We start from the raw sequence: 23,008 nt of genomic DNA, 5'->3' as shown, positions 1-23,008 counted from the left end.
GCAATCAGCGTCCGGTATGACCGAAGCCGCCGGAACCGCGCTCTGTGGGAGTCAGTTCCGTCACTTCGCGCCAGTTCGGTCGCATAAAGGGCTGAAAGATAAGCTGGGCGATGCGTTCGCCTTTGGCGATGCGGCGTTCCTGCCCGGAGGTGTTCAGAAGGACCACCAGAATTTCTCCCGTATAGTCGGGATCTATGACGCCTACTCCCTGGGCTACGGTGAGGCCATCGCGCGCGCCAAGCCCGCTGCGGGAGTAAACAAAGCCTGCAATGCCTGATGGTTGAGGCTGCACTGCTATGCCCGTGCCGATTTTGAGACGCTGGCCGGGAGCGATGACGGCTTCATCGTCATCCAGGCAGGCGCGCAGGTCGAATCCGGCGGAGCTGCTGGTGGCCGGGGCAAAAAAATCGTCCCCATCCTGAGCATACAGCTGTTTGGCTGCGGGGCGCACAAAGGCGACGTCCACAGTATTGTTAGCCTGTGCGGTCGCAGGCAGGCCAATCACTTCGTCCAACAGCATTGATGCGCTTCGGGTAAAGTCATTATTGTTTTGTGAATTGCTCATGGCCGAGTAGTAGCGCAGCTTGCCTTCGGGGGCAAGTATACTGTGTGGCCTTGCGCTGCATGGAATGCAGGGGACTGATGCATTGTGCGGGATAGCGCCATATACCGACAGGAACCGCCCAATACCACCAAATCCCTCGAATAGTGCGGGCATTGATAACAGACCCCGCTTCGCCGATTCGGGTTGCCATTGGCAGCAGGGTGCCGGGCAAAGGGCACAGAAACCCGCCGTAAATGGCATGGCAAAAAGTCAGCCTGCTCCCGGTGCTCAGGCGTGCCACTATTCGCAATGCTGTAAAAGGGATTCTGCCGTGCGGCAGAAGCCCCTTATCCGGTTATTGCCTGCTCAGTTGCCAGTGCAATTAAAAGCGGCAGCCGCCAAGCACCAGAGTGCCTGACGGCTGCCGACAGCATTGCTGATGAAATCGCTTAGGCCAGCTTGGACAGCAGGGTTTCCTTGATGGAGTCGATGCTGCCTTCACCGTTCAGTTCAATGTACTTGGTCTTGCCTTGGGCAGCGATATCCTTGAAGAAATATGCCGCGGCCAGAGTGCCGTCCTTGTCATTGTAGTAAATATCGTGACGCTTGTTGATAGCGGATTCATCCTGGTCGTCGGAGCGGCTGGAGAGCTCGCCGCCACAGACGCGGCACACATCGCCAGCGGGCTTGATGGCTTCAATGAAGATATTGTTGGGGTGGTTGTTGTTGTTCTTGCACAGGCGGCGGCCCATGATGCGGTTTTTGGCCACTTCACGGGGCAGCAGAATTTCCACCACATAATCCAGGCGAAGACCTTCTTTCTTCAGCGCGTCCCACAGCTTTTCAGCCTGCACCATATTGCGCGGGAAGCCGTCAAGCAGCCAGCCGTGCTGACCCTTGGTTTTCAGGGTTTCAAGCACCATAGGAATGGTGATGTCGTCAGGCACGAGGTCGCCACGGTCAATATAGGCCTTGGCTTTTTTGCCAAGTTCAGTGCCGCCGCCGATGTGTTCACGGAAAATGGCACCGGATTCGATGTGGGCGAGGTTGTATTTCTGCTTGATAAGATCGCCCTGGGTACCCTTGCCGCTGCCGTTGGGTCCGAAAATCAGAATATTCACCGTTACTCTCCTTGGCGGAACCGCAATTTTGGTTGTGCAAAAAAGAACACACCACGAACCTAGACCGTAAAGTCGCTTCTGTCAACGGGTGACAGGAAGAATGGTCGACTCGGCGTGCGTTGATACTGCGCAGAAGTGTTGTATACCAACAAATTTTTTTTCAGCGAAAAAGCTTCCAGGTGCCTTCGACAATGCCGCCGAGCACATCCACAAAACCCTTGGTGATGTCGCCAATGGTGTTCAAAATAAGAGTTCCGGCGCCAATGGAGGTTTTGGTATTGCTCATGCTGCCGTAGAGGCGGAGGGGAAAATCTGGCACATTTTTCATATTGACGTTGAAATTGCAGTCCAGAGTTTCATTGTTGAAATCAATCCAGCCGCCGCCACTGACTTTAAGTCCCGGCCCTTTGAGATAAAAATCACTACCGCGTGCTACGCCATTGGTTATCGTGCCAGAAGCGCCTGACGCGGTAATCATAGTGGGTTTGCCCTTGAGCTTGCCGTCTGGGGTTCTGTGCTGAAAAGAACCGTTGAGCACTTCAACGCGCCATTTGCCGTTGAGCAGGGCGGGCAACTGATCCGGCCCGGTAAGATTGGCATGCATTTCCGAATGCACAGACCCTTTGCCTGTAAGGGCGGCGGCTCCGCCCCGGGCATCGCTGGCTGCCTTAAGATCAAAGTCGTTGATGGTGAGGGTGTTGCTGAAGCTGAGGCCCTTCGTGAAGGTGATGGAGCCTTTGCTTATGACGGGCGCGCCGTAAAACTGGCCCGTTATGGAATCGGACGTGAGCCGCCCGTTTTCCAGCTTATACTTGGTACGCAGGTTTTGCAGTGTGAAGCGCATGGCCTTCAGCCTGCCAACGCCCATTTCGCCCTGCGCCCTGAAATTGCGCATGAAACGCAAGTCCCACTCCTTATTGCTGGCGGAACTGCTTTTTCCTGCGCCGCTGTTTTTGTCGCCGTTCATGTAGCGGTCAAGATCAAGCTCGTCTGCATTGAGCTTGAAATTGAGGCTGAGTTGTTCTTTCCAAGCCAGATTCAGCGTGCCAGTGATGGTGCTCTGGTCAAGCTTGGTGCGGATTTCGCGCAAGGAGAGCGAGGTTGAGTCGCCCCTGAAACGGGTGTCCATTTCCAGGCTGTTGAAGCCCTTGGGCATAGTGATCTTGCCCATTCCGGCAAGGCGCAACGTGCGTGCCATGTCTGAGCTGTAAGCGGAGACTTTGCCCTGCCAGGAGGGGCCTTCTTTGGCGGCGATAACGCTGGCCTGCCCGTGGGCCTCTATGCCTAAAGCATTGAAGTGCCCCTCGGACACAGAAAATTCGTTACGGGCTGATTGCCCGCTGAAGCGGCCAGAAGCCTGTACATGCAGCCCGTCGGGTTTGAAAGAGCGTTCCGGGTCCATGCGCAGGGAAAATGAGCCGGGCAGGCTGGTAAAGTCCATCTGCCCACCGTCGGCGCCATCACCGCTGAACCATAATCTGCCGTTAATATCGGCGGCCAGGTCCAGGCCGGAAGCGGCCATCCCCGCAGTCCACTGTCCCTCAAGGCCGAGTTTCTGGCCGTCCCATGCTGCTGTGCGCACCTTGAGGCCCACGTCCATCATAGAAAAGGCAAAGGTCGTCTTTTTCCCGCCGCTGATGCGTGGCGGGGCGCGCAAAAATCCGTTTTCCGCCCGGGCGGTCACGCTGCCGCGCAGCTTGCTTAAAAAAACATCCAGCTCGCGGCCCTGACTCATGATGTCCACGTCGGCCCGCAGGCGTCCGCCCCCTACGGGCATGACCTTGAGATCCTTGCCCAGATTTTCGCCGTTCACGTCGCGGGCACGCAGTCGTATGGAGTAGGGCGTGCTTTTGTCGCCGCCAAGGATGGTTTCTCCCTTGACGCTGCCGCCGTAAAGTTTGCCTTCCACCAGCAGCAGGGTGTCTTCCAGACGGCTCTGCGCGTCAACAAGGCCCTGACGGATGACCACCAGCGCGTCGTTGATAACTATGGTGCCGTAATCCACCTTTTTGGCGGCCAGCCGGACGTTGTAGTCCAGGCCGATCTCGCCGGGCATGAGGGGCGCGCCCGGCAGCGGGGTGAAGGGGCCGTGCCCGAACTGCGGTTCTTCTGGCAGAACGCCCACGGCTTCGGGAATGGCGCGGCCAAGATTTACGTTTTCGGACATAAGGTCCAGCAACAGTTCCGGCTTGTGCCAGTCGGCCACTCCTCCTGATCCCGTAAAACGGCTGCCCGCCGCAGATACTTCAATATGCGGCACACGCAGCCCGGCGGCGTCCAGATCAAAAACCAGCAGTCCTTCAGTAAGCTCGTCCAGCGCCACCTGCAGGCCGGGTGCCAGATTGCGGGCAAAACCCAGCCAGCGGGTGAGGCTTGCCCTGTGCAGTTGCAGGCGTCCTTCTATAGATGGCCCCGTGCTGCTTTTCAGGTGCACTGCGCCGTCAAAGCTCACGGTATCTGGCCCAAAGGCCAGTTGCAGCTTGTCCAGATTGATCGTGTCAGGGCTGGTTTGCTGCCACGCGGCTTTGCCAGCAAGCTTGAAGGGAATGGCTACGGAGTCTTTGCTGATGGTGCCGCCGAGGTCTGTCACCAGGGTAAGACCGTTCTTGCCGGGAAGAATATCGGGCGTAAGGTCGAGAGAAAATTTCAGCTCGGGCAGCCAGTCCGGCAGGCGTAACACGCCGCTGCCCGTCATACGCGGGCTGTGCGTCAGGGGATCGACAAGGCTGGTTTTGCCGTCGATATACAGGCTGTCCAGGCGCAAAGGCTGACCTTCGGGCGGTACAAGAGCGGCGGCGGTCCACGAAATGTTGCCGCTGATGCTGTCGCCGGGCTTGGCCTCAAGGTCACACTGCGCGCCTTCAATGGTAAGGCTTGAATTATCGGCCCCCTCAATGCGCGCTTCGCCTTGCTGTATGGCAAGGCGGCAGCGCCCCGGCAATGGCAGCGGGCCGTCGCTGCCTGGTCCCAGCAGACTCTTGAAGTCCATGTTCGGGCTCAGGGCTACGGGTACGGTTCCGTTTATGCGGGGGCGTAACAGGGATATGTTGCGGGGTTCAAGGCGGCCTTGAAGAAGAGCGGCAAAGTCGGGGCGCAGCGTCGCATATGCCGTGGTGAAATTCCAGTTTTCGCCTGTAACTGTCACATTGCTCACGGCCAGGGCGGGCACGGGCAAAAGCGCCACGTTTACGGAGTCCACCGTGATGGTCAGTCCGGTGCGTGCACTCAGTTCTTCAATAAAATGCCCGGCAAGCGCTTCGGGATTGCGCTGCAATAGGTAAAAGGCCCCCGCAGTCAGGCACGACAGCAGAAGGAATAGCGCTAGAAAAATGCGCGCGAGAAGCCTTAATCGGCGGGCATTAAGAAGCATGTTGCAGTCTCTCGTCTTGACGCCGCGAAGCGTCGAGGCTAGGTTTCAAACCTATGGTATCTTGGCCTTGTTGGCAACTGTACGACATGCAAAAGGCTTTTTGACAGTTACCGGAGAACCATGCAACGAGTTTTATGGATAGGCAGCCCGTTTTTTGGTGCGCAATTGCGCGCCACCGGCTGGCAGGATGTGGTCCTGCACAACTTTGAGGACGACCGCGTATTCGGTTGGCAAGATCTTGTGCGGCTGGCGGACTTTACGCCTGACGTGCTGGTAGTGGCTGACAAAAGTCGCCCTCCCTTTGTGCTCGGGGTTGAAAATTTTCCCTGCCTGACGGTTTTTTACAGTGTGGATTCACACATTCACACTTGGCACCCCTTCTATGCCCAGGCCTTTGACGCCTGCATAGTATCCCTGCGTGACCATCTTTCCCTGTTTTCCGGTCCTTTTCTTGATAAAGACCGGCTGTGGTGGTCCCCGCCGTTTGCCTGGGAAGCGGACCAGCCCGATCCTGAGGCACAGGCCATTTGGGACTGTCTTTTTGTGGGAACTGTTTCGGAAAACATGCCCTTGCGTTCAGAATTTTTGCGCGCTCTGGGCGGTCAATTGCCGGGATTGCACATAACCAGTGGCCCTTACAGGCAGCTTTTTTCTCAGGGGCGGGTTCTGCTCAACCATTGCGAGCACGGCGACCTGAATTTCAGGGTTTTTGAAGCCCTTGGCTGTGGCGGCTGTCTTGTGACGCCCCGCGTGGGACACGGTCTTGCCGAACTTTTTGTGGACGGCGAACATTTGGTGGGCTATGCGCCCAACGATGTGGGCGACGCGCTTTTTCGCATAAAATTTTTGCTGGAGCACCCGGAAGTGGCGGCGCACATTCGGGCAGCGGGGCTGGCCGAGGTCAATGCGCGTCACCGCGCAAGCCACAGGGCCCATGCGTTTACCGACCACCTGTGCGACCTGTGGAGCTGCGGCTACGAATGCCTTGTGCCGCAGCGTCTTGCCAGGTCAGAGGCCGTACTTGAACAATGTCTCAGATTGCTCTATCTGCACTGGGCCGATGAATGCGGCAATCCTGATATCCGCCGGGCGTACCTTGCCGCAGCCAAAGGCCGCTATGGCCTTGCCGGGCCGGAGAGCTAGGCCTGGTATTGGGGCCGGAGACAGGAGCCAAGTGCCTGCCCCAAATGTCTGGACGAAACGTCTAGGACAAATTTCAGGACAAGGCGTCTGACCCGTGACTTGGGCGAGATTGTGGGCCGAAATTCTCGGTCAGTTCAGCGTCTGGCCACAGCCTGTGTCACGTCCATAGGATCAAAGTGCAGGTCCAGAGCCGGGTCCACCGCAGGTGAACTGGCCGCGCGCACTTCCTGGCCATTACCCGCAGGCGGGTCAAAGCTCAGGTGCAGCAAGGGGTCATAGCTGGGATTCTGTGCCGTATCAGCACTGCGTGCCGTCAGTTTGGCTGCGCGCACCGGGTGGTATGTATTCTCGTGCTGGTTCGAGTCCATATCCATTTCCGCTTCTGCCAACGGCGCAGAATTCATATGGATATGCTGCTGTTCCGGACTGTCAGTATTTGAGGGCCCGGCGGCGGGCTGGCCGCCATCCAGGTAGTCCATGCGCGATTCCACGGCGCGCAGCAACAATCGCAGCTGGGCGTGTTCTTCGTGCAGTTGCCGTACCAGCCGCTCCTGGCTGCGCAGCATGTAGACAAGGACGGCAAGAATGCCGAAAAAACACAAGAAAATGAAAAGCATTATGGAAAACATGAAGGGCCTCCAAAAGTACGGGCCGGGGTTGCCCGGCCGCGTGTGGCCGTTATATACGTTCACCCCCGAGGGGGCAAGGAGCATTTATGGCCACGCCGCATATTGAGCCGCATCTGGTTATGGCCGATGAGCAGGGCAATGTTTATGATGACGAACACCTGCTCATGGTCTGTCGCCGGGGTGCGCAATGGGGGCTGCCCCGCCCGGACGAACTTATGCCCTTGCCGGAAGAAAGCGAGTTTTTTTTGCTGCCTGGGCGTCAGGCCGTGGGGCTTGATCCCGATACTGGCGAAATAACTTCGCCCGAGGGCGAGGCCCAGTTGGCTGTGGCGGCTTTTGCGTCTCCTGCCCACACGCTTTCGGCGCATCCTGCCTACACCAGCAATCCCGGTGCGCCCTTGTTGCCGCTTTTTGCCTATGGCGCAATAGGTTTTGCGCGGGGGCGGTTTTACATCTGCGCCAAAAGGGTTGATACAGACCCGCGCCAGGTGTTCACCCGCATTCCGCGTCATCGCATCGAACAGGGCGCGCGCAGGCTGTTGAGCGAATATCCAAAGAATAGGCTTGTTCGCCATATTATGGATAATTGCGTCGCCCGGTACGATTGCCCGGCGGCCCGCAATTTTGCCCTTGGCCGTTATGAGGCCCCCCTGCCCACGTCACGCGCCTGCAATGCCCGTTGTGTCGGCTGTATTTCGGCCCAGGATAATGACTCCCCTGTGGCGGTGACGCCCCAATGCCGTCTGGCTTTCACACCGGAACCTGCCGAAGTGGCCGAAATCATGCGCATCCATGCCGGACGCGAAAGCCGCACGCCCATCTATTCCTTTGGTCAGGGCTGTGAAGGCGACCCCCTAATGAACCCGGATCTTCTGGAAGAAAGCATACGGCTTTTCCGTTCAGGCGGCGGGCTTGGCACTGTGAACTGTAATACCAATGCATCACGGCCCCAGGCCGTAGCCCGTCTGGCTGAAGCCGGGCTTACCAGCATGCGCGTCAGCATCAACAGTGCGCGGCCAACCCTGTACGAACGCTACTACCGGCCTGCGGATTACAATCTGGACGACGTTTGCGCTGCCATACGCGAAGCCAGAAGCCGTGGTATTTTTGTGTCCCTGAACCTGCTGTTCTTCCCCGGCGTCACAGATACGGAAGAAGAGCTGGAAGCTCTGGCCCGCATGGTGGGCGAAAACGGCGTGAGCATGATTCAGTGGCGCAATCTCAATATTGACCCTGAATGGTATTTCAACCTCATGAAACAGGGCAGCGAGAACGGCGGTACGCTTGAGCTTTCCCCAAGCATGGGCCTGATACAGTTTATGAAAAGGCTGAAAAAATTGTGCCCGTGGTTGCGTCACGGCTATTTTAACCCCTATGTGGGTGAAAAGGCCGAACTGACAGCTCCCATGCCCGGAACCTGGAGCCTGCCGGAACCGCGCGCCAAGGAAGGCGCATTGGCTCCTGGCGAGAGCGCCAGTGATGATGGCACATCTGACGAATATTCCGATGGCACGGAAACAGCCGTTGTTCAGGAATAAAGAAACAAGAATGTGTGACTGTGGTCACAGATAGTTTATTGTCTTTTTGTATGGTGAAGGCGTTGGCTCCTGTCAGCGTCTTCACCATACGTAACCCGCCTTACTAAGCATCCTGAAAGAACTTGTTATTTTGCATCTGCGTGGGCTTGACACGGACAAGGAACCTCATTATTTCATTTGAAAATGAATTTCATTTTATAAAGATCCGGCTAATGGCCGGAAGGAGCGTACCATGAGCAAGGTTATGATTCTGTTTGGATCCAGCACTGGTAATACCGAAAGCATTGCCCAGAAGTTGGAAGAGCTTATTGCCGCCGGTGGTCATGAAGTGACCCTGCTGAACGCTTCTGAAGCTGCTGCCGACAATTTGGCTGATGGCTATGACGCAGTGCTTATGGGCGCCTCGGCCTGGGGCATGGAAGATCTGGAACTGCAGGACGATTTCGCACCCCTGTTCGACGAAATGGAGAGCATGGGCCTCAAGGGCAAGAAGGTGGCTGCCTTTGCCTCGGGCGATATGGAGTACGAACACTACTGCGGTGCAGTACCCGCCATTGAAGAAAAGGCCAAGGGCCTGGGTGCGGAAATTATTTGTGAAGGCCTCAAGATGGAAGGCGACGCTTCCAGCGATGCTGATGCCGTCGCTTCTTTTGCACAGGACGTGCTCAAGGGACTGTAGGAAACACAAAAATAAGGGGGCCTTGAGCACAAGGCCCCTGCGGCAGGCAGTCCATACGGCCCGCAACCTTTCGTCAGGTCGCGGGCCGTATGGCGTTTCAGAAGGGGAGACAGTATGTTCCGGATAGTTTCATGCCGCTTTTATGCGGTGATTATCCGCTGCTGCCGCTGTTTTTTGGTGTATCAAAAATTCCGGCAAGAGCCATTCTGAAAAAAATTCGTTCCTGCACTGGCATCGCGCCAAAAGAAATGGCAAAATACATTCATGGCTGTGGCAGGGCTTGCCAGAGCCACAGTTGTTGTGCAAAAAAGCGAAACTTCATTCGCGTGGCGTACCGCGCAGAGATGCTTTCAACAAAAGAGAATGCCCATGTCCATTTTGGTTTGCGGCGGAGCCGGATATATTGGTTCCCATAATGTGCGTTCATTGCTGGCGCGCGGCGAAGATGTCGTTGTTGTGGACAATTTTTTGACCGGGCACCGGGAATCATTGCCTGAAGGGGTCAGCCTGTACGAAGGCGATATACGCGATGCGGCTTTGCTGGATCAGGTGTTTACCAGCCATCGGGTGAGCGCTGTGCTGCACTTTGCCGCCAGTTCGCTGGTGGGTGAAAGTATGGAGCAGCCGCTGAAATATTTTCACAACAATGTTCACGGCATGCAAACCCTGCTGGAAGCAATGGTGCGCAACCATGTGGACAAAATAGTTTTTTCTTCCTCTGCTGCCGTGTATGGCGAGCAGGAAAGCGTACCCATCGGTGAAGACGCCCCCCTGCGGCCCACCAATCCCTATGGCGAGAGCAAGCTTATCATGGAGCGCATGATGCATTGGGTGGGCAAGGCTCACGGCATCCGCTTTGTGAGTTTGCGTTACTTTAACGTGGGCGGCGCATGGCCCGGTGGGGCCATTGGTGAAGATCACAGGCCAGAAAGCCATCTTATTCCGCTTATTCTGCAGGTCCCCCTGGGCCGCCGCGAAACCGTGACCATTTTCGGCGACGACTATCCCACGCCCGACGGCACCTGCATTCGTGACTATCTGGATGTTATGGATCTGGCGGACGCACATATGCGTGCCTTGGACTATCTGCGCACCGGAGGCGGCAGCGAAATATGCAACCTTGGCAATGGCAAGGGGTTCAGCGTGCGCGAAATGGTGGCCGCTGCCTGCCGCGTGACTGGCTATGATATTGGTGTGACAATGGCCACGCGCCGTTACGGTGATCCCGCCAGGCTGGTGGCTTCCGCTGACCGCGCCAGAGAAATTCTCGGATGGGAGGCCAAGGCTGGTATTGATCAGATCATTGCCTCGGCATGGGAATGGCATAAAAATCATCCAGAAGGATTTTCTTCCTAGAGCAGTCTTATGTTAAGAACGTGAAGCCGTCTCATATTGAGAAAGTGCTTGCGAAAATTACAATGGGGGCTGCGCATGCGGCCCCCATTGTAATTTACGGCAGATGCTCCACATGGATCAGCCTGTGCGGCCAGACCATACGAGCAGATCCTACGATCTGACCATACGGCCAGATTATGCCGTCAGGCCGAATAGTCCCTTTATACCGCCAATTTTCGCGCTAATTTTCGCATCTGGTCGCGAGGTCAGACCGTCCGGCGTGGCCGCTGTTCTGCGGCAAAGCATGTTTGTTTTGCCGCCAGGGTGAACCAGATAAGCCAGCTAAGCCGAGTACGCCGGGTGATCAAAAAATATTGTGCTTGCGCCCTTTTCATGACGGCTTCCGGGCTTTCCCAATTAATTCTTTTGTCTGGCAGGCTGCGTCAAAATCCCTTTTTTATTCCAGCCGTGCACTATAAGAGTGCGCTTCTTTGGCAAAAATTTTTTTCCCGTGCCTTTGGCGCTTAACCTGCCCGCTCTATATTTTAGCGCGGGTTTCTTGTAGTATCGATATACATTACTGGCGGCTTTGCGGGCGGCAAGTGTTGACCACGCCAGCAGGGTAGTTATCTGATACATAAACAGTGAGCATGCCATGCGTTACAATGTTTTCTTTCAAATACTGACCGTTTGCCTGCTTTGCGGTCTTTACCTTGTATCCCCGGCGGGTGGGGCAGGCGCTTCTGGTGCTGCCTCGGCCCCTGCTTCATCGGAGGCTGCCATGAAAACTTCATCTTCCATGCCGCCCCTCTCGGACCGGGAGGCAGACGTCATTCTGCGCAAGGGCACTGAGGCCCCATACTCTGGCCGCTATACAGACAGCAAAGAGGCTGGAACATATGTATGCCGCCAGTGCGGCGCGGCTCTTTACAGTTCTAAAGACAAATTTGAATCCGGCTGCGGCTGGCCCAGTTTTGATACGGAACTGCCGGGGGCAGTGCGCCGTCTGCCCGATGCCGACGGCAGAAGGGTGGAAATTGTCTGCGCTGCCTGTGGCGGGCATCTTGGTCATGTTTTTGAGGGAGAAGGTTTTACCACCAAGAATACGCGTCACTGCGTCAATTCTCTTTCTATGGCTTTTTATCCGGCAGGCAGCCCGGAAGAGGCGCAGGCCCTGGCGCAACGCACGCAACCCGCTTCAGCAACGGGCACTGCCATTGTGGCAGGGGGTTGCTTTTGGGGCGTTGAGGATGCCTATCGTCGTATGCCCGGCGTGATCGACGTGGTTTCGGGCTATACGGGCGGGCGGGTGCCCAACCCCACCTATGAGGACGTGTGCCGGGGCGACACGGGGCATGCTGAAGCCGTGCGCGTGACCTTTGATCCCGCAGTGGTCAGCTATGAGCAGATTTTGCGCCGCTTTTTTGAAATTCACGATCCTACCCAGCTTGATCGCCAGGGGCCGGATGTGGGCGACCAGTACCGGTCTGCGGTATTTTTTCTTGATGCCGGGCAGGAGGCCGTGGCCCGTAAGCTCATGAACCGTCTGAAGGAACTTGGATATAACGTGGTAACGCGCCTGGAGCAGGCCGGCCCCTTTTATGAGGCCGAGGCCTACCACCAGAGGTTTGCCGAGCGCACCGGGCGCGGGCGCTGCCATATGTCTGTGCCACGGTTTGATACACCCGCTGACAAGCGTTAAGGGAATTCTTTTGTCCAGCTGTCTGCGTCAACATGCCGTTTTTACTCCAGTCATGTACTGTGAGAGTACATTTCTTCCGTAAAAAAGGCATTCCTGGGCATTTCGTCACGGGTGGCTTTTCAGCTATTTTTTCGGCGAACGAAGCCTTTCATTTGGGGCGAGCATCATAAGGGTACACGCCCTGCATAAAAGGCTCGTTTTTCCTAACGAAACGTTCTCAAGTACTGTAACAAGAGAGCTCATCCCGTGACGGTACTGTTTGCAGGATTTTAAAGTTAATCTGCTCTAAGGCGCGGGGGGCGCATTCCTCATGAAAAGTTGCGGCGGGCATATGCCCGCCGCCACTTTATGCATCTGTAGCGCCTTTACTTATTTTTTAAGCTTCAAATTGGGCGGTACCAGCTTGATGAATTTGTCGCTGGAGTATGAAGATGAACTGATCTTGAGCATTTCTTCCTTGCCCAGGCGGCCCATATTGCCAAAAAAACGGGCAATGGCCTCAAGGTCTTTCTGCACTTCGCTGCGCCCGTTGCTTTCATCAAAGAAACGCTGCTGTTCCGTCAGGGCCAGCACATGATGGCTCTTCATGTCACGCCGCAACAGCTCTTCGTCATAGTCTTTGCCTGCCCATTCAAGGTAAAAGCGGCGGTAGTCTTTCAGAAAAACTTCAGGGCTCTTGCTTGTGTATTCGTCCACGGCCTTGAAGTAGACGGAAAGAAATTTTGCTGTAATTTCAGGATTTTCATTGGCGTATGCGGTGTTGGCAATGATGTATGTGTAACTTTCTTTCCCGCAGGTTTTCAGGTCGGCAGCCAGCACTCCACCCTTGTCCAATGCCAGATACAGCTGTGGCGCCCACAGGGCGACACCATCGCCGATGCGGTTTTCAAAGCTGGCCACCACCAGCCCCTGCACCATATCTCTGATGATGATGTCGCTGTCCTGAAGGCCAAGAACTTCCAGCCATGAGGACAGCGCGTAGTGTGAGGAACTGAGGTCGGAAACAAGAAAGGTCTTGCCGCGCAGAGTGTCAGGGCTGCCCAGCACTTCGGGGTAATCTTTGTTCCAGCCCTTGACCGCAGCTATGGGGCTGTCGGCGCGCACCACCACGCCATTGGCTGCGGCTTCGCTTGCCCCTATGGCTATGGCGGTAACATTGCTGCGCATGTTTCCCATAATGGCCGGAATTACTCCGACGCCCGCGTAAACCCATGCTCCAGTGGGAAGGGCGTTAAGAACTTCCTCACCGGAATTATACTGGTTGATTTCAATATCCAGACCAGCTTCTTTGTCCCAGTTTTTTTCTTTGGCGTACCACATGAGAAAGGTTTCAAACTCGTCCATCCAGGCCGTGGGAACACGAACCAGCCTGTTGGCCGCAGCACCGGAGGCGGTGATGTGCGTCAGCATGAGAACGGTGAGAAACAGGACAATATATTTTTTGAGCATGAGCTTCTCCCGGGAAGTTGTGGAGGCGCAGGTCGTTGATACTCTTATGGCTCCGAAGAATACGGCTATCCAGGTATAGCCGACGATGTCCGAGTTTGAGGTAGGCGTAATCTATTTATCTGTTTTTTTATCCTGCGGCAATGGGCCATTGCCCGCTACGGAGCTTGTATAGGTTTTGCGGGAAATTATTAAGGAGGGTGTGCGGCTAGCCAGAGCGAATTTCAAAAATTGTGGGATGAAACTGCGCAAGATGTGCCGGGAGGTTGCGCGTTCTTTGAGCAATGCAGCGATTGGGTGTGCTTGCGGCAAGGCGAAGCTCGTCTGGCGATCTTCGCCCGTTGTGATGGAAAGCTACGAACGGGGACGCCTACAGCGCAGCGCGGTTTGTTCTCGCGGTGCTGTCGTTTTTTCAGATGTGCTGGCTTGCCAGCAGGGCGGTTCTGCCCAGGATTCAGGCCAATCCTCTTGAGACGGCTTCGGGTTCGTACGCCCAGAAACCATTGCACAGAAGCCATCGCACAGGAACCGTTGCCAGAAATCATTGTCAGAAACCGCCGGGCTGCGTCACCTTCAAGCAGTCACAGCGAAGTGAAAAATTCTTACTTTGCGTCTTCGCTTCGGGAAAGCATGCGGCCCCACAGGTACAACCCGGCGGCGCACAGGGCCGTAACCAGCAGGGCCGGATTAAAGGAACCCGCATATTCGCGCACATTGCCCATAAGCAAGGTCAGCAGCACATTGACCATGTTGGCGATGGTAGACATGAAGCCCACCCCGGTGGCAACAAGCCCTGGCCCGGCAGTGCGTATGGTGAGCACAAATATTGTGGCATAGGCGCAGCCGCAACAAACGGCCAGGCACACCCCGGCTGCCAGTGTTGGGAAGGGGCCAGGCAAGAAGGCCATTGCCGTATACAACAGGGAAATACCGAGCACGAGCTTGGTCAGCAGTTCATGAAGCCCGCTTCTGCTGCCCAGTTCTCCGCCGCCCGCGCGGGCAAGCGTTCCTGCCAGAAGCACTGCGCCTGTGGCGATTCCCCAATTTTCGGGGTGACTGCCGGGGCTGTTGTCGGCAAGGACTGAAGGCAGCCAGCTGCCCAAGGCCGTGATGGTGCCAAAAGAAAATCCGTGGCAACAGCCAAGAAACCAGAGGCGCTTCGATTTTGCCACGGTTTTAAGCGATAGCCACACGCTGTAGTTGGCGTCAACGGTCTTCTGCTGCAAAGGAGCGCGGGGCACCCACAACAGAGAGAGCAACAGCAGGGCTGGCATGAGCGCCACCATGATGTAGCTTGCAGCCCAACCCCGAGAACCGAAAATGGGAAGCGCCAGATAGGGCAGCATGGTGCCAAAGCTGAAAGCCGCGCCCTGCAAGCCTTGGGCGCGCGCCAGAAATTGTGGCGGGGCCAGAGTTTTTACTACAGATACGATGGCCAGAAACAGCATGGCAGAGGCCATGCCCACGGCAAGGCGCATGAAGATGGCCAGCCCCAGTCCGTGCGGAGCAAGAAAGGGCGCAAGCGAACCAGCAGTGCAAAGGATGGCCGAAATCACCAGTGACCGCAGGATACCAAGCCGGTCGATGAGCAGGCCCGCTGGAATCTGGGCCAGGGCATGAGTCCAGAAAAGTGAACTCAAAAAGAAGGACAAGCCCCCGTATCCCACGCCGAAAAGCTGCATGAACTGCGTGGCGACAGGTGGAATGTTCATGAACATAATACCTATGCCAAGACATCCAAGCACAGGAAACCAGTAATAGACAGGCATCAAAATTCTCCTGAGGCGCACACGCTTTTGCGTGGCGTCAGGCTACAGGCAGTCGCATAGGGTTCTTTCGCGCATGGATTTCAGGCGAATGCCGCCATTGATCAATTCGCTACGCAACTCGCGCAGCCTGCGGTCCATACCTGCCGGGGCATTTTTGCCCGCAACGGTGCGAAACGGCCCCATTTCCGTAATATCCACGCCGCCGTTATTGAGGTCGCGCACAAGAATTTCCTTGCCCTTGAAATTGCCGGAAGCGGCAGCAGCCACAAGGTCGTATACCGCGTCGTCCGCCTTTTTGACTATGGAGGTAAGCACACGCCCCGGCAGCCTGTCGTCTTGGTTTCCGTCCAGCCCGATAACATAGGCGCCCCGGCTGGCGGCTTCCTGCAGCGCAGGGCCGTTGCCAAGCCCGCTGGCCAGCACCAGCACATCCGCGCCCTGGTTCAGCAGTTCTCGCGCTGCTTTGCCCCCGGCTGCGGCATCCGTAAAGGAGCCCGTGATGCGGTTGATGACCCGTACTTCCGGGTCCACAAGGCGCGCGCCTTCCACAAAACCATTCAACAAAGAGCGCATGGCGGGCACGTCTTCTCCCGACAGCCAGCCGATGGTTCTGTCGGCATTGATGCCGGGCAGGGCTGTCTGGGCCGTAAGCATGGCTGCCGCTGCTCCCGCAAGGTATGCAGCCTGTTCGTCGGCAAATGTTATGGACATGATATTGGGAGCGCGCACGCCCGCGTCAATACAGCCAAACATGGTTTTGCGAAAATTGGCGGCATTGTTGCGCAGGGCTTCGTGCAACTTGTCAGAGGCCACCAGCACCATGTCATGACTGGACGCGGCATTACGGAAAAATTCCTGAATGGCGGCGGTGTCTGCCTGCGCCGGAGCTACCAGCACTTCAGCGTCAACAGGAAGTGCGCGGGCCCGTTCAAGACCGCGCAACAGAGCGTCGTTCCAGCCGCCGTCCCCGCCAGGGTGTTCCAGCAGCAGGGCCACGCGAAGGCGTGGGCTGCCAGTTGCAGACGCAGACTCTGCGGCGTAGGGTGCGCCCACGAAAACGTAGAGTGACAGCGTAATGAAGCAGAGCAGGGTAAAAAGCGGGGCTGAGAGCGAAGGCAACTTATAGTGGAGCATTGGCGGGTTTCCTTAAACGCATAAATGGACGGCCATATCGGCCAAAATCCAGCATACGCTCCACCGGCACGGCCCGCAATACCCGCCAGCAGGCAGTTTTACGGCAGATGCGCAGGGTTGCGCGAACGGGACGGCAGTTTTTTTGAGGATCAGGGCTGGTGTGAAGCCGTATATCGTAGCGCTTGTTTTTTGCAGTTTGGCGATAGCGCAAAAAATTGCGCGCAATTGGGGGTAGATTCATCCCTGTCAGGGAGGTTGCAAAATATTTGGAATTCTTTCTTGACAGGATTATGTGAAATATTGGACAATCGAATCACAGGATTTAGTTGGTATTTGAAAATAAAAGGCAAGCCTTTTAGATGTAACTTTTTTTGAAACAGTGTGAGGTCGGACAGCATGTCTGCGCAATCGTTGCCCCTATGGTTTGATGTGGCCACCATCGAAAAAGCCCTGAGCCGTCGAAATGTTCCAGATGCCGTTGAACTGCGCGATATTCTGGATAAGTCTATGCAGATGGAGCCGCTGGACCTGAATGAAATAGTGGCGCTCATGCGTGTGGACGATCCGGCCGGGCATGAGCGTATTCTTGCTGTGGCCGATGAGGTGAAGCAGAAGGTCTACGGCGACCGCATGGTGCTTTCCGCTCCTCTGCACCTTTCCAACCACTGCGGCAGCGAATGTCTGTATTGCTCCAACCGCCGGGATAATGGCCTTGTGGAGCGTAAGTACATGACCTCGCCGGAAATGCGCCAGGCTGCCCTGAAAATCATCCGTCAGGGACACAAGCGCATATTCCTGGTCAGTGGGCAGTTGCCCAACGCTGATGTGGACTATCTGGCCGAGGCCATAAGCATCTTGTACACGGTTTTTGACGGCGTGGGCGAAATACACAGCGTCAACGTCAACGTCGGGCCGCTGGAAGCTGCCCAGTACCAGACCCTTTTGGATGCCTATGTAGGCACTGTTCTTATTTATCAGGACACCTACCACGAGGCCAGCTACCGCGCCGCCCATGTGGCGGGCCCCAAGAGCGATTACGTCAAGCGGCTCAATGCGCCTGACACCGCCTTTGCGGCAGGCGTGCCCGATGTGGGCCTGGGTATTCTGCTGGGCCTGGGCCCCTGGCAGTTTGACCTGCTTGCCCTCGCACAGCACGCGACCCATCTTGAGCGCGTGTATGACCTGGGCTGCCGCACTGTAAGCTTGCACAGAATGCGCCTTGCCCCCGGCAGCCTTATGGATACGCCTTACCCGGTAAGCGATGCGGATTATCTGCGCTGTGTGGCATTGGCCCGGCTGGCCCTGCCGCACAGCGGCATCATCCTGACCACCAAGGAACCTGCCGGGCTTTGGCGCGACGGCTGTAGTGCCGGGGCTTCGCAACTGCTCACGGGCAGTGTGGCCAACCCCTATGAAGGGTGGGCCCTTGCTCCTGGCCAGCAGGTTCCCTTCCCTCTGGGCGAAGACTGTCATGTGGATGAGGTGGTGCGCTTTCTGCTTGAAGAGGCGCGGCATCTGCCATCGTTTTGCGCAGCTTGCCCAAGGCTTGGCCGCAGAGGAGAGGAATTTCTTGCGATGGTGCGTGAGTGCGGCATGAAGGGGCAGTGTAGCCCCAACTCTGCGGCATCATTTATGGAATTTCTGTTGCACTACGCCACCCCCTATACCCGCAGCATGGGTGAGCGCTTGTTGAATGAAAAACTGAATAAAATGTCCCTGCACGAACGCGGCGCGGCAGACCGCTTGCTCAAAAAGGTGCGGGCTGGCTGTATGGACGAATTCATTTAACCCCGTATTTGATTGCGCCCTCTGGCCCCTAGGGGGCAGAGGGCAGCCTCACGCGTGGACGGGATTTCGTCATAAACAGGCATTGCGTCGTTATGGCGTAAAACGCGGATTATTTGCTGGCGTGCGCAGTGTTCAACCATGGGCCGTTGTTGTGGCTTTTGCCACGGGAGCGGTTGTGCCTGGTAGAATTGCACTTTCCGGCGCACAAACCCTGCCCTGATTTTCGGCAGGCGACACTGAATTTTCCTGGCGGACCACAGGACGGCGTGTCTCTTTATTGCAGGCTGCCGCCCGGCTGTGCACTCAGCCCCGGAACCGGCGGGGCAGCAGGGCGCGGTGTGTCCGGGTTGCCTTCGGGCAACCGGGGGACGGGCTGTAGCATCCGGCGGCTCGTCCCCCGCTTTTATGTCACCATACCGAATATTTTCAGTCTGCTTCTGCCAGTATCAGCACTGGCGGAAGCAGACTTGGTTTTATTTCCAGGTCTCTTGCATTGCTATATTGAAGGCTTCGTGCGGGGGATGCACTGTGCACCTGGGCTTTTTCGAGTCCACCCGCGTAATCTTTACGCCAATCATAGTAGCACTGCTGGCTATGAATTCTGTCTCTTGAATCAACGCCCATCAGTATCTGAGGAAGGCAATTGCGCAGTGCGAAGGGACTCGCCGAATGAGGGCAGGGGCCGCCCGAAACAGAAACCGCCCACGCCCCAGACGTCCCCGATGACGGCAACGAGAGCTGGTTGCCTTCGAAGCGGAAGAGAAATTTTGCCGACAGAAAATTCTATTCCAATTTATAATTGTGTTTTTGAAATGCGCCAGCACACGCGTGTTGCCAGCATGTCTGATGAAAGGCGGCTTTTGCACAGAGATGTTAGCGTTTTGAAAGCCAAACTGCCCTAAGTTCAGCTATTTGACGTGGACGCTGGGCCGGGGTATCGTCACAAATGGTTCATTCCAGCCGCCGCATGGCGGCTTTTCGTAAGGAGTACATGGCGTGAGTTTCGTATGGCGTGGTTTTTATTTTGACAAACAGGACAGGGATATCCTTGTTCTTGTCAATCGCATTCTGGAGTCCGACAATAAACCTTCGGACACCAGCCTTTTTGACCCCAGCTTGCATCCGCACGGCATCAAGGAACTGGTAGCAACTCCTGTTTCACGCATGGCCTATGCTGTTATAAACCTGTTGCGCAATCTTCAGGTAGGACGCACCCAGGCCAGGGATCGTCTGCTGGCACTGCAAACGCTGTATGATGAAGTGCTCAACAGCGCACACTCGTCGCTGCGCCGCAATACGGCGCGCGTGCTCATGCAGATCATGAAAAGCATTGTGCGCGCCCATGACAATCCGCAGGAACAGCTTGAGCTGGCGCACGACTTTCGCCGTACCGTTCAGGGCACGCCGCGCGTTGTTCGCCGCATGCTGGCCCGCTATCACCTGCCGGAAATGCCGGAAGCGTGGAACCAGCTTGCTTTTGACGACCACGTTTACGACGCCAACACCAAGGGCCGTAAAAGTCCGACGCATCTTATCATGGACGCCTGGATCAAGGGCCTGCGCTCATTGACGGTGGCCTATGAATACTGGGTGCAGCCTGATGCCGCGCGTGAAATCCTGCGCGCCGCTGAAATTACGGGCATAGCCGTACGCATTGGCCTAGAATTTCAGGTTCCGTTTTATGGGCGTTTTGTGAGCCTGTTCTGGATACCGCGCGGCTTCAGTTCAAATGAAGATTTTCTGGAATTTCTGCACAGCCCCAAAGTGGCTGAAATGATGAAACGTGGCAGGGAAGTGCTGCGCTGGCGGCGTGACCGCGTGCTCCATTGTCTTTCCCTGTGGAACGAGCACCAGCGCCCCAAGATGGAAGCCGCCTGGGAAGTTGAAATTCCCGAACTGTCGGCGGACGAATTTTTGCGCTTTGTAGGCAGGGGACAGGCCAGCAGCCTGCATTTGGCTGAAGGGCTGCACCGCCATGTGCAGCCTGCCTTGCGTCAGCGTGCCGCCAGACTTGCTGAAAAGGATGACGCCACTTCGCGTGCCGAGCTGGAGGTGCTTGAGCATCTGGGGCCGGAACATATCGCTGAAGAATGGCTTTCCGCAGCCCTGCACCCGGAACTGCCAGATCTGGAATGCCCGCCTGCTTCGGAAGAAATGCCTCACCTCATGCGGCTTTCCACGTTTGAGCTTACGCGGGAACTGGCCGAGCTTACGCCGGGCTATCGTCTTGTGCTCTGTACCTCTGCCCTGAGCGTTGAGGATGTGGCAGAGCTTTTATGGGATGCCAAGGGCAACATCACCCATCTGGAAATCTTCAACATGAAGAGCTGGATGGAGCGTCAACAGGCCAATCTCAAACCCATCAGCGAATTGCAGCAAGCATTCAATGAAGGGCTTGGCCCCCGCGTAAAGCAGATGATTCGCCAGATGGCGCGCCGCATGCGCACTGTGGACGAAGAAAGAGCCGCCAAGTTTCGAGACATACTGCATAACGTGCCGAAGCTGTGGGAGCACTATCGCCACAAGCCTCTGGGTTCACGTCTGGGCACCAGCTCCGCCAGCCGCATCACATACGGCATGGGTTTTGTTATCAAAGACACCCTGCCCAGAGGCCGTTTTTCGGCGCATAAAGGCAGGGGGCAGCAGCAGTTTGAAATTCCCATCTGTTCGCCGGTGGAAGAAGTTTACAGCTACGCCAAGCCGCGCAATCCCTCCGCCTGGCAGCGGTTGGCCGCCTGCCTGCGGTGGGCGCCCGGCTGCCGTCATCTGGGCATGGAGCGCCGCAAGACCTGGAAGACTGCCAGCGAAGATTTCCGCGTCTGCGGGCAGGGCAACGTCATTAACCTTGGCGGGCTTGGCCCGGCAACAGGCAATAACCTGCTGGGCAAAGATCAGCAGGCAAGCAGGTGCCGCCCCGGCTTCTCCTATCTGAACAGCTCGTTTTGCAATTGGCTCAAGGTGTTGCTGGGGTTTGTTCCGGCTTTCTTTTCATTTTTATACACGCAGGACTGGTGGGTTCTCGCCTGGGGCGGCACCTTTATCTGGTTTGGCATCACGGGCGTACGCAATGTGATGCAGATGGTTCTGGCTGCCAAGGGGGCCACGCGGGATACTTTGCTCCACTGGAAGGACCAGGTCAGTATAAGCCGCCTGTGCGACTCGCTCATGTACACGGGCATTTCCGTCCTTTTGCTGGAAGCAATAGTTCGCGTGTGGTTTTTGGACAGAACACTGGGCATAACAGTGGCGCAAAGCCCCTGGATGGTCTTTACGGTTCTGAGCATCATCAATGGATTTTATATTTGCGCGCATAACGTCTTTCGCGGTTTTCCCAAAGAGGCCGCCATCGGCAACCTCTTTCGAAGCGCCTTGGCCATTCCTGTGTCGTCCTCGTATAACTATCTGCTATACTTGGCCCTTGGCGCGTTTGGTGTGGCCAATCCTGAGCTGTATATGGTGCCCAGTGCGGCAGTGGTGTCTAAAATGGCATCGGACACAGTGGCTGCCATTATTGAAGGTTACGCCGACAGTCAGGTGAACCTGCGCATGCGCCGCTGGGACTACAAGAGCAAGCTCAACAACCTTTTTGACTGTTACACGCGGCTGGAGCTGCTGTTCCCTCACGAAGACGCGCTTATCAAGCTGGCTCGTCCCGGCGGGCTTCAGGGCAGCGGGGGAGTCAAGGGCAAGGAGCTGGAGCGGGCATTCATCGTCAATGCTCTTGACCTCATGTACATCTGGTTTTACCAGCCCAGAGCACAGGACGCGTTTCGGCAGATTGCGCGCGCCATGCCGGAAGCCGACCGTAACGTGCTGGCCAGATCGCAGCTTGTGCTGACGCGTGAACGCGAGATCAGCCAGCTTCTTGTGGACGGTCTGCTGGGGCGCAATTTCTCGCGTCCTTTGGCCTTCTTTCTGGACAAGCGTAAAGCATATTTGCGCCGTCTGAGCCGTATGTGCCGGCCCGGCAAGATAAAAGAGCCGGGCGGAGCACGCTAGAAACAGCCCTGGGCTGCTTTCAGAACAGCTCTCGATCACATAATGCGGCCCTTTTTATGCCGGTTGAGTACGTCTGCGTACGCTTCCTTCATAAAAAGGGCCGCTTCTTTTGGCTTGAGCATTTCAATTTTGAAACGGTCAGGTGGCTGCGTGAGCAGACGCCCCGCCGTGTAGGGGCAAGCGCTCTGCCAGAAGACGCGATTCTCGGCTGAACCCACCCCGTGTTGTGGTGTTCTGCATTCCTGTGCCGCGCTAAAGCAGTTAACTTCTTTCAAAGTTTAAATGCTCTAAGTAAAAACGGCTGCTCAAAATACCTGCTCAAAACTTCTGTAAAAGTACGTTGTATTTAAAGCGACATTTCCAGAAGCCTCAGGCTGTTGGCATCTCTATCTTCCAAAGTAAAAAGCAACAGTATGGCCTTCTCCTTTGCCTGTTCTCTGAACTCAGGGGGAAGTTCCTGTGTGGCTGTGCGCCAATTGCCAGCAGATCAGGAGCGGCAGCAAGCGTACCATATGCTGGCGCTATAGTAGCAGTTCGCGTTGTGCCGACAGGCGAACTCCTCTTTCCTGTCGCGTGGGTATAAACCCTCGTTGCGCTCATACTGATACATCCGATACGGCGTGCAGATGGGTCCTGTGCTGCCCGGCACGCCACGGTGGTAGTCCGTACCCGGTTGCTTGAAAAATTGGCGGTGTGACGCAACTGACGGCGCAGCCTTGAAATTTTTTATTTGATAACTTGTAGACAGCGCTGCATGTAGCGGCCTTGATCTGATCTATTGTACTGTTTGTTCCTAGGTAATTACTGCGTG

The 23,008-nt window shown here is 56.3% G+C and carries 15 protein-coding genes; 8 read left to right on the top strand and 7 right to left on the bottom strand.

What is annotated here, in order from left to right:
• Positions 1–4: 4 nt before the first annotated feature.
• The 3 genes from dut to HNQ38_RS12555 form a co-directional block, all read right to left on the bottom strand.
• A complete protein-coding gene (gene dut / locus HNQ38_RS12565; protein ID WP_183721783.1) occupies positions 5–520 on the bottom strand; it encodes a dUTP diphosphatase in 516 nt (171 codons plus the stop codon).
• Positions 521–993: 473 nt separating this feature from the next.
• Positions 994–1,665, bottom strand: coding sequence for an adenylate kinase (locus tag HNQ38_RS12560; protein ID WP_183721598.1), 672 nt, complete (start codon positions 1,663–1,665; stop codon positions 994–996).
• Positions 1,666–1,825: 160 nt separating this feature from the next.
• Positions 1,826–4,939, bottom strand: a complete 3,114-nt coding sequence (locus HNQ38_RS12555) for an AsmA family protein (protein ID WP_246388144.1) — start codon at positions 4,937–4,939, stop codon at positions 1,826–1,828.
• A 216-nt stretch (positions 4,940–5,155) separates the two neighbouring features.
• Between HNQ38_RS12555 and HNQ38_RS12550 the strand changes: the two genes are divergently transcribed.
• Positions 5,156–6,178 (top strand): glycosyltransferase family protein, encoded by a 1,023-nt coding sequence (locus HNQ38_RS12550; protein WP_183721593.1) that lies wholly within the window; start codon positions 5,156–5,158, stop codon positions 6,176–6,178.
• A gap of 134 nt (positions 6,179–6,312) precedes the next feature.
• On the opposite strand, the gene HNQ38_RS12545 is transcribed toward HNQ38_RS12550, so the two are convergent.
• On the bottom strand, positions 6,313–6,807 hold the full coding sequence (locus tag HNQ38_RS12545; protein WP_183721590.1) for a hypothetical protein: 495 nt from the start codon (positions 6,805–6,807) through the stop codon (positions 6,313–6,315).
• An 86-nt stretch (positions 6,808–6,893) separates the two neighbouring features.
• Here HNQ38_RS12545 and HNQ38_RS12540 point away from each other — a divergent pair, with 86 nt between their 5' ends.
• From HNQ38_RS12540 to HNQ38_RS12520, 5 genes are all read left to right on the top strand, one after another.
• Positions 6,894–8,345 carry a radical SAM family protein gene (locus HNQ38_RS12540; protein ID WP_183721587.1) on the top strand — a complete coding sequence of 484 codons (1,452 nt, stop codon included), beginning with the start codon at positions 6,894–6,896 and terminating at the stop codon, positions 8,343–8,345.
• Positions 8,346–8,577: 232 nt separating this feature from the next.
• Positions 8,578–9,024: a flavodoxin gene (locus HNQ38_RS12535; protein WP_183721584.1), complete on the top strand. Its 447-nt coding sequence runs from the start codon at positions 8,578–8,580 to the stop codon at positions 9,022–9,024.
• A gap of 131 nt (positions 9,025–9,155) precedes the next feature.
• Positions 9,156–9,440, top strand: coding sequence for a hypothetical protein (locus tag HNQ38_RS12530; RefSeq protein ID WP_183721581.1), 285 nt, complete (start codon positions 9,156–9,158; stop codon positions 9,438–9,440).
• Entirely contained in the window at positions 9,394–10,380 is a 987-nt protein-coding gene (gene galE, locus HNQ38_RS12525; RefSeq protein ID WP_183721578.1) for a UDP-glucose 4-epimerase GalE, read from the top strand. Before HNQ38_RS12530 ends, galE begins: the two co-directional genes overlap by 47 nt.
• A gap of 760 nt (positions 10,381–11,140) precedes the next feature.
• Positions 11,141–12,061 (top strand): bifunctional methionine sulfoxide reductase B/A protein, encoded by a 921-nt coding sequence (locus HNQ38_RS12520; RefSeq protein WP_246388143.1) that lies wholly within the window; start codon positions 11,141–11,143, stop codon positions 12,059–12,061.
• A gap of 369 nt (positions 12,062–12,430) precedes the next feature.
• On the opposite strand, the gene HNQ38_RS12515 is transcribed toward HNQ38_RS12520, so the two are convergent.
• The 3 genes from HNQ38_RS12515 to HNQ38_RS12505 all read right to left on the bottom strand — a co-directional run bounded on the left by HNQ38_RS12515 (position 12,431) and on the right by HNQ38_RS12505 (position 16,410).
• The gene (locus HNQ38_RS12515; RefSeq protein WP_183721572.1) at positions 12,431–13,510 is read right to left on the bottom strand and encodes an ABC transporter substrate-binding protein; all 1,080 of its coding nucleotides are present in this window, start codon (positions 13,508–13,510) and stop codon (positions 12,431–12,433) included.
• Between the two features lie 599 nt (positions 13,511–14,109).
• Complete coding sequence (locus HNQ38_RS12510) at positions 14,110–15,276, bottom strand: MFS transporter (RefSeq protein WP_183721569.1); 1,167 nt, start codon at positions 15,274–15,276, stop codon at positions 14,110–14,112.
• A gap of 42 nt (positions 15,277–15,318) precedes the next feature.
• Positions 15,319–16,410 carry a BMP family protein gene (locus HNQ38_RS12505; protein ID WP_183721566.1) on the bottom strand — a complete coding sequence of 364 codons (1,092 nt, stop codon included), beginning with the start codon at positions 16,408–16,410 and terminating at the stop codon, positions 15,319–15,321.
• Between the two features lie 396 nt (positions 16,411–16,806).
• On the opposite strand from HNQ38_RS12505, the gene HNQ38_RS12500 reads away from it, so the two are divergent.
• Entirely contained in the window at positions 16,807–18,198 is a 1,392-nt protein-coding gene (locus tag HNQ38_RS12500) for a radical SAM protein (protein ID WP_183721563.1), read from the top strand.
• Between the two features lie 996 nt (positions 18,199–19,194).
• A complete protein-coding gene (locus HNQ38_RS12495) occupies positions 19,195–22,197 on the top strand; it encodes a hypothetical protein (protein WP_183721560.1) in 3,003 nt (1,000 codons plus the stop codon).
• The last annotated feature ends 811 nt before the right edge of the window (positions 22,198–23,008 follow it).

The organism is Desulfovibrio intestinalis (assembly GCF_014202345.1).
Classification (GTDB): Bacteria; Desulfobacterota; Desulfovibrionia; order Desulfovibrionales; family Desulfovibrionaceae; genus Desulfovibrio; species Desulfovibrio intestinalis.
This window is presented reverse-complemented; position numbering and strand designations above follow the sequence as displayed.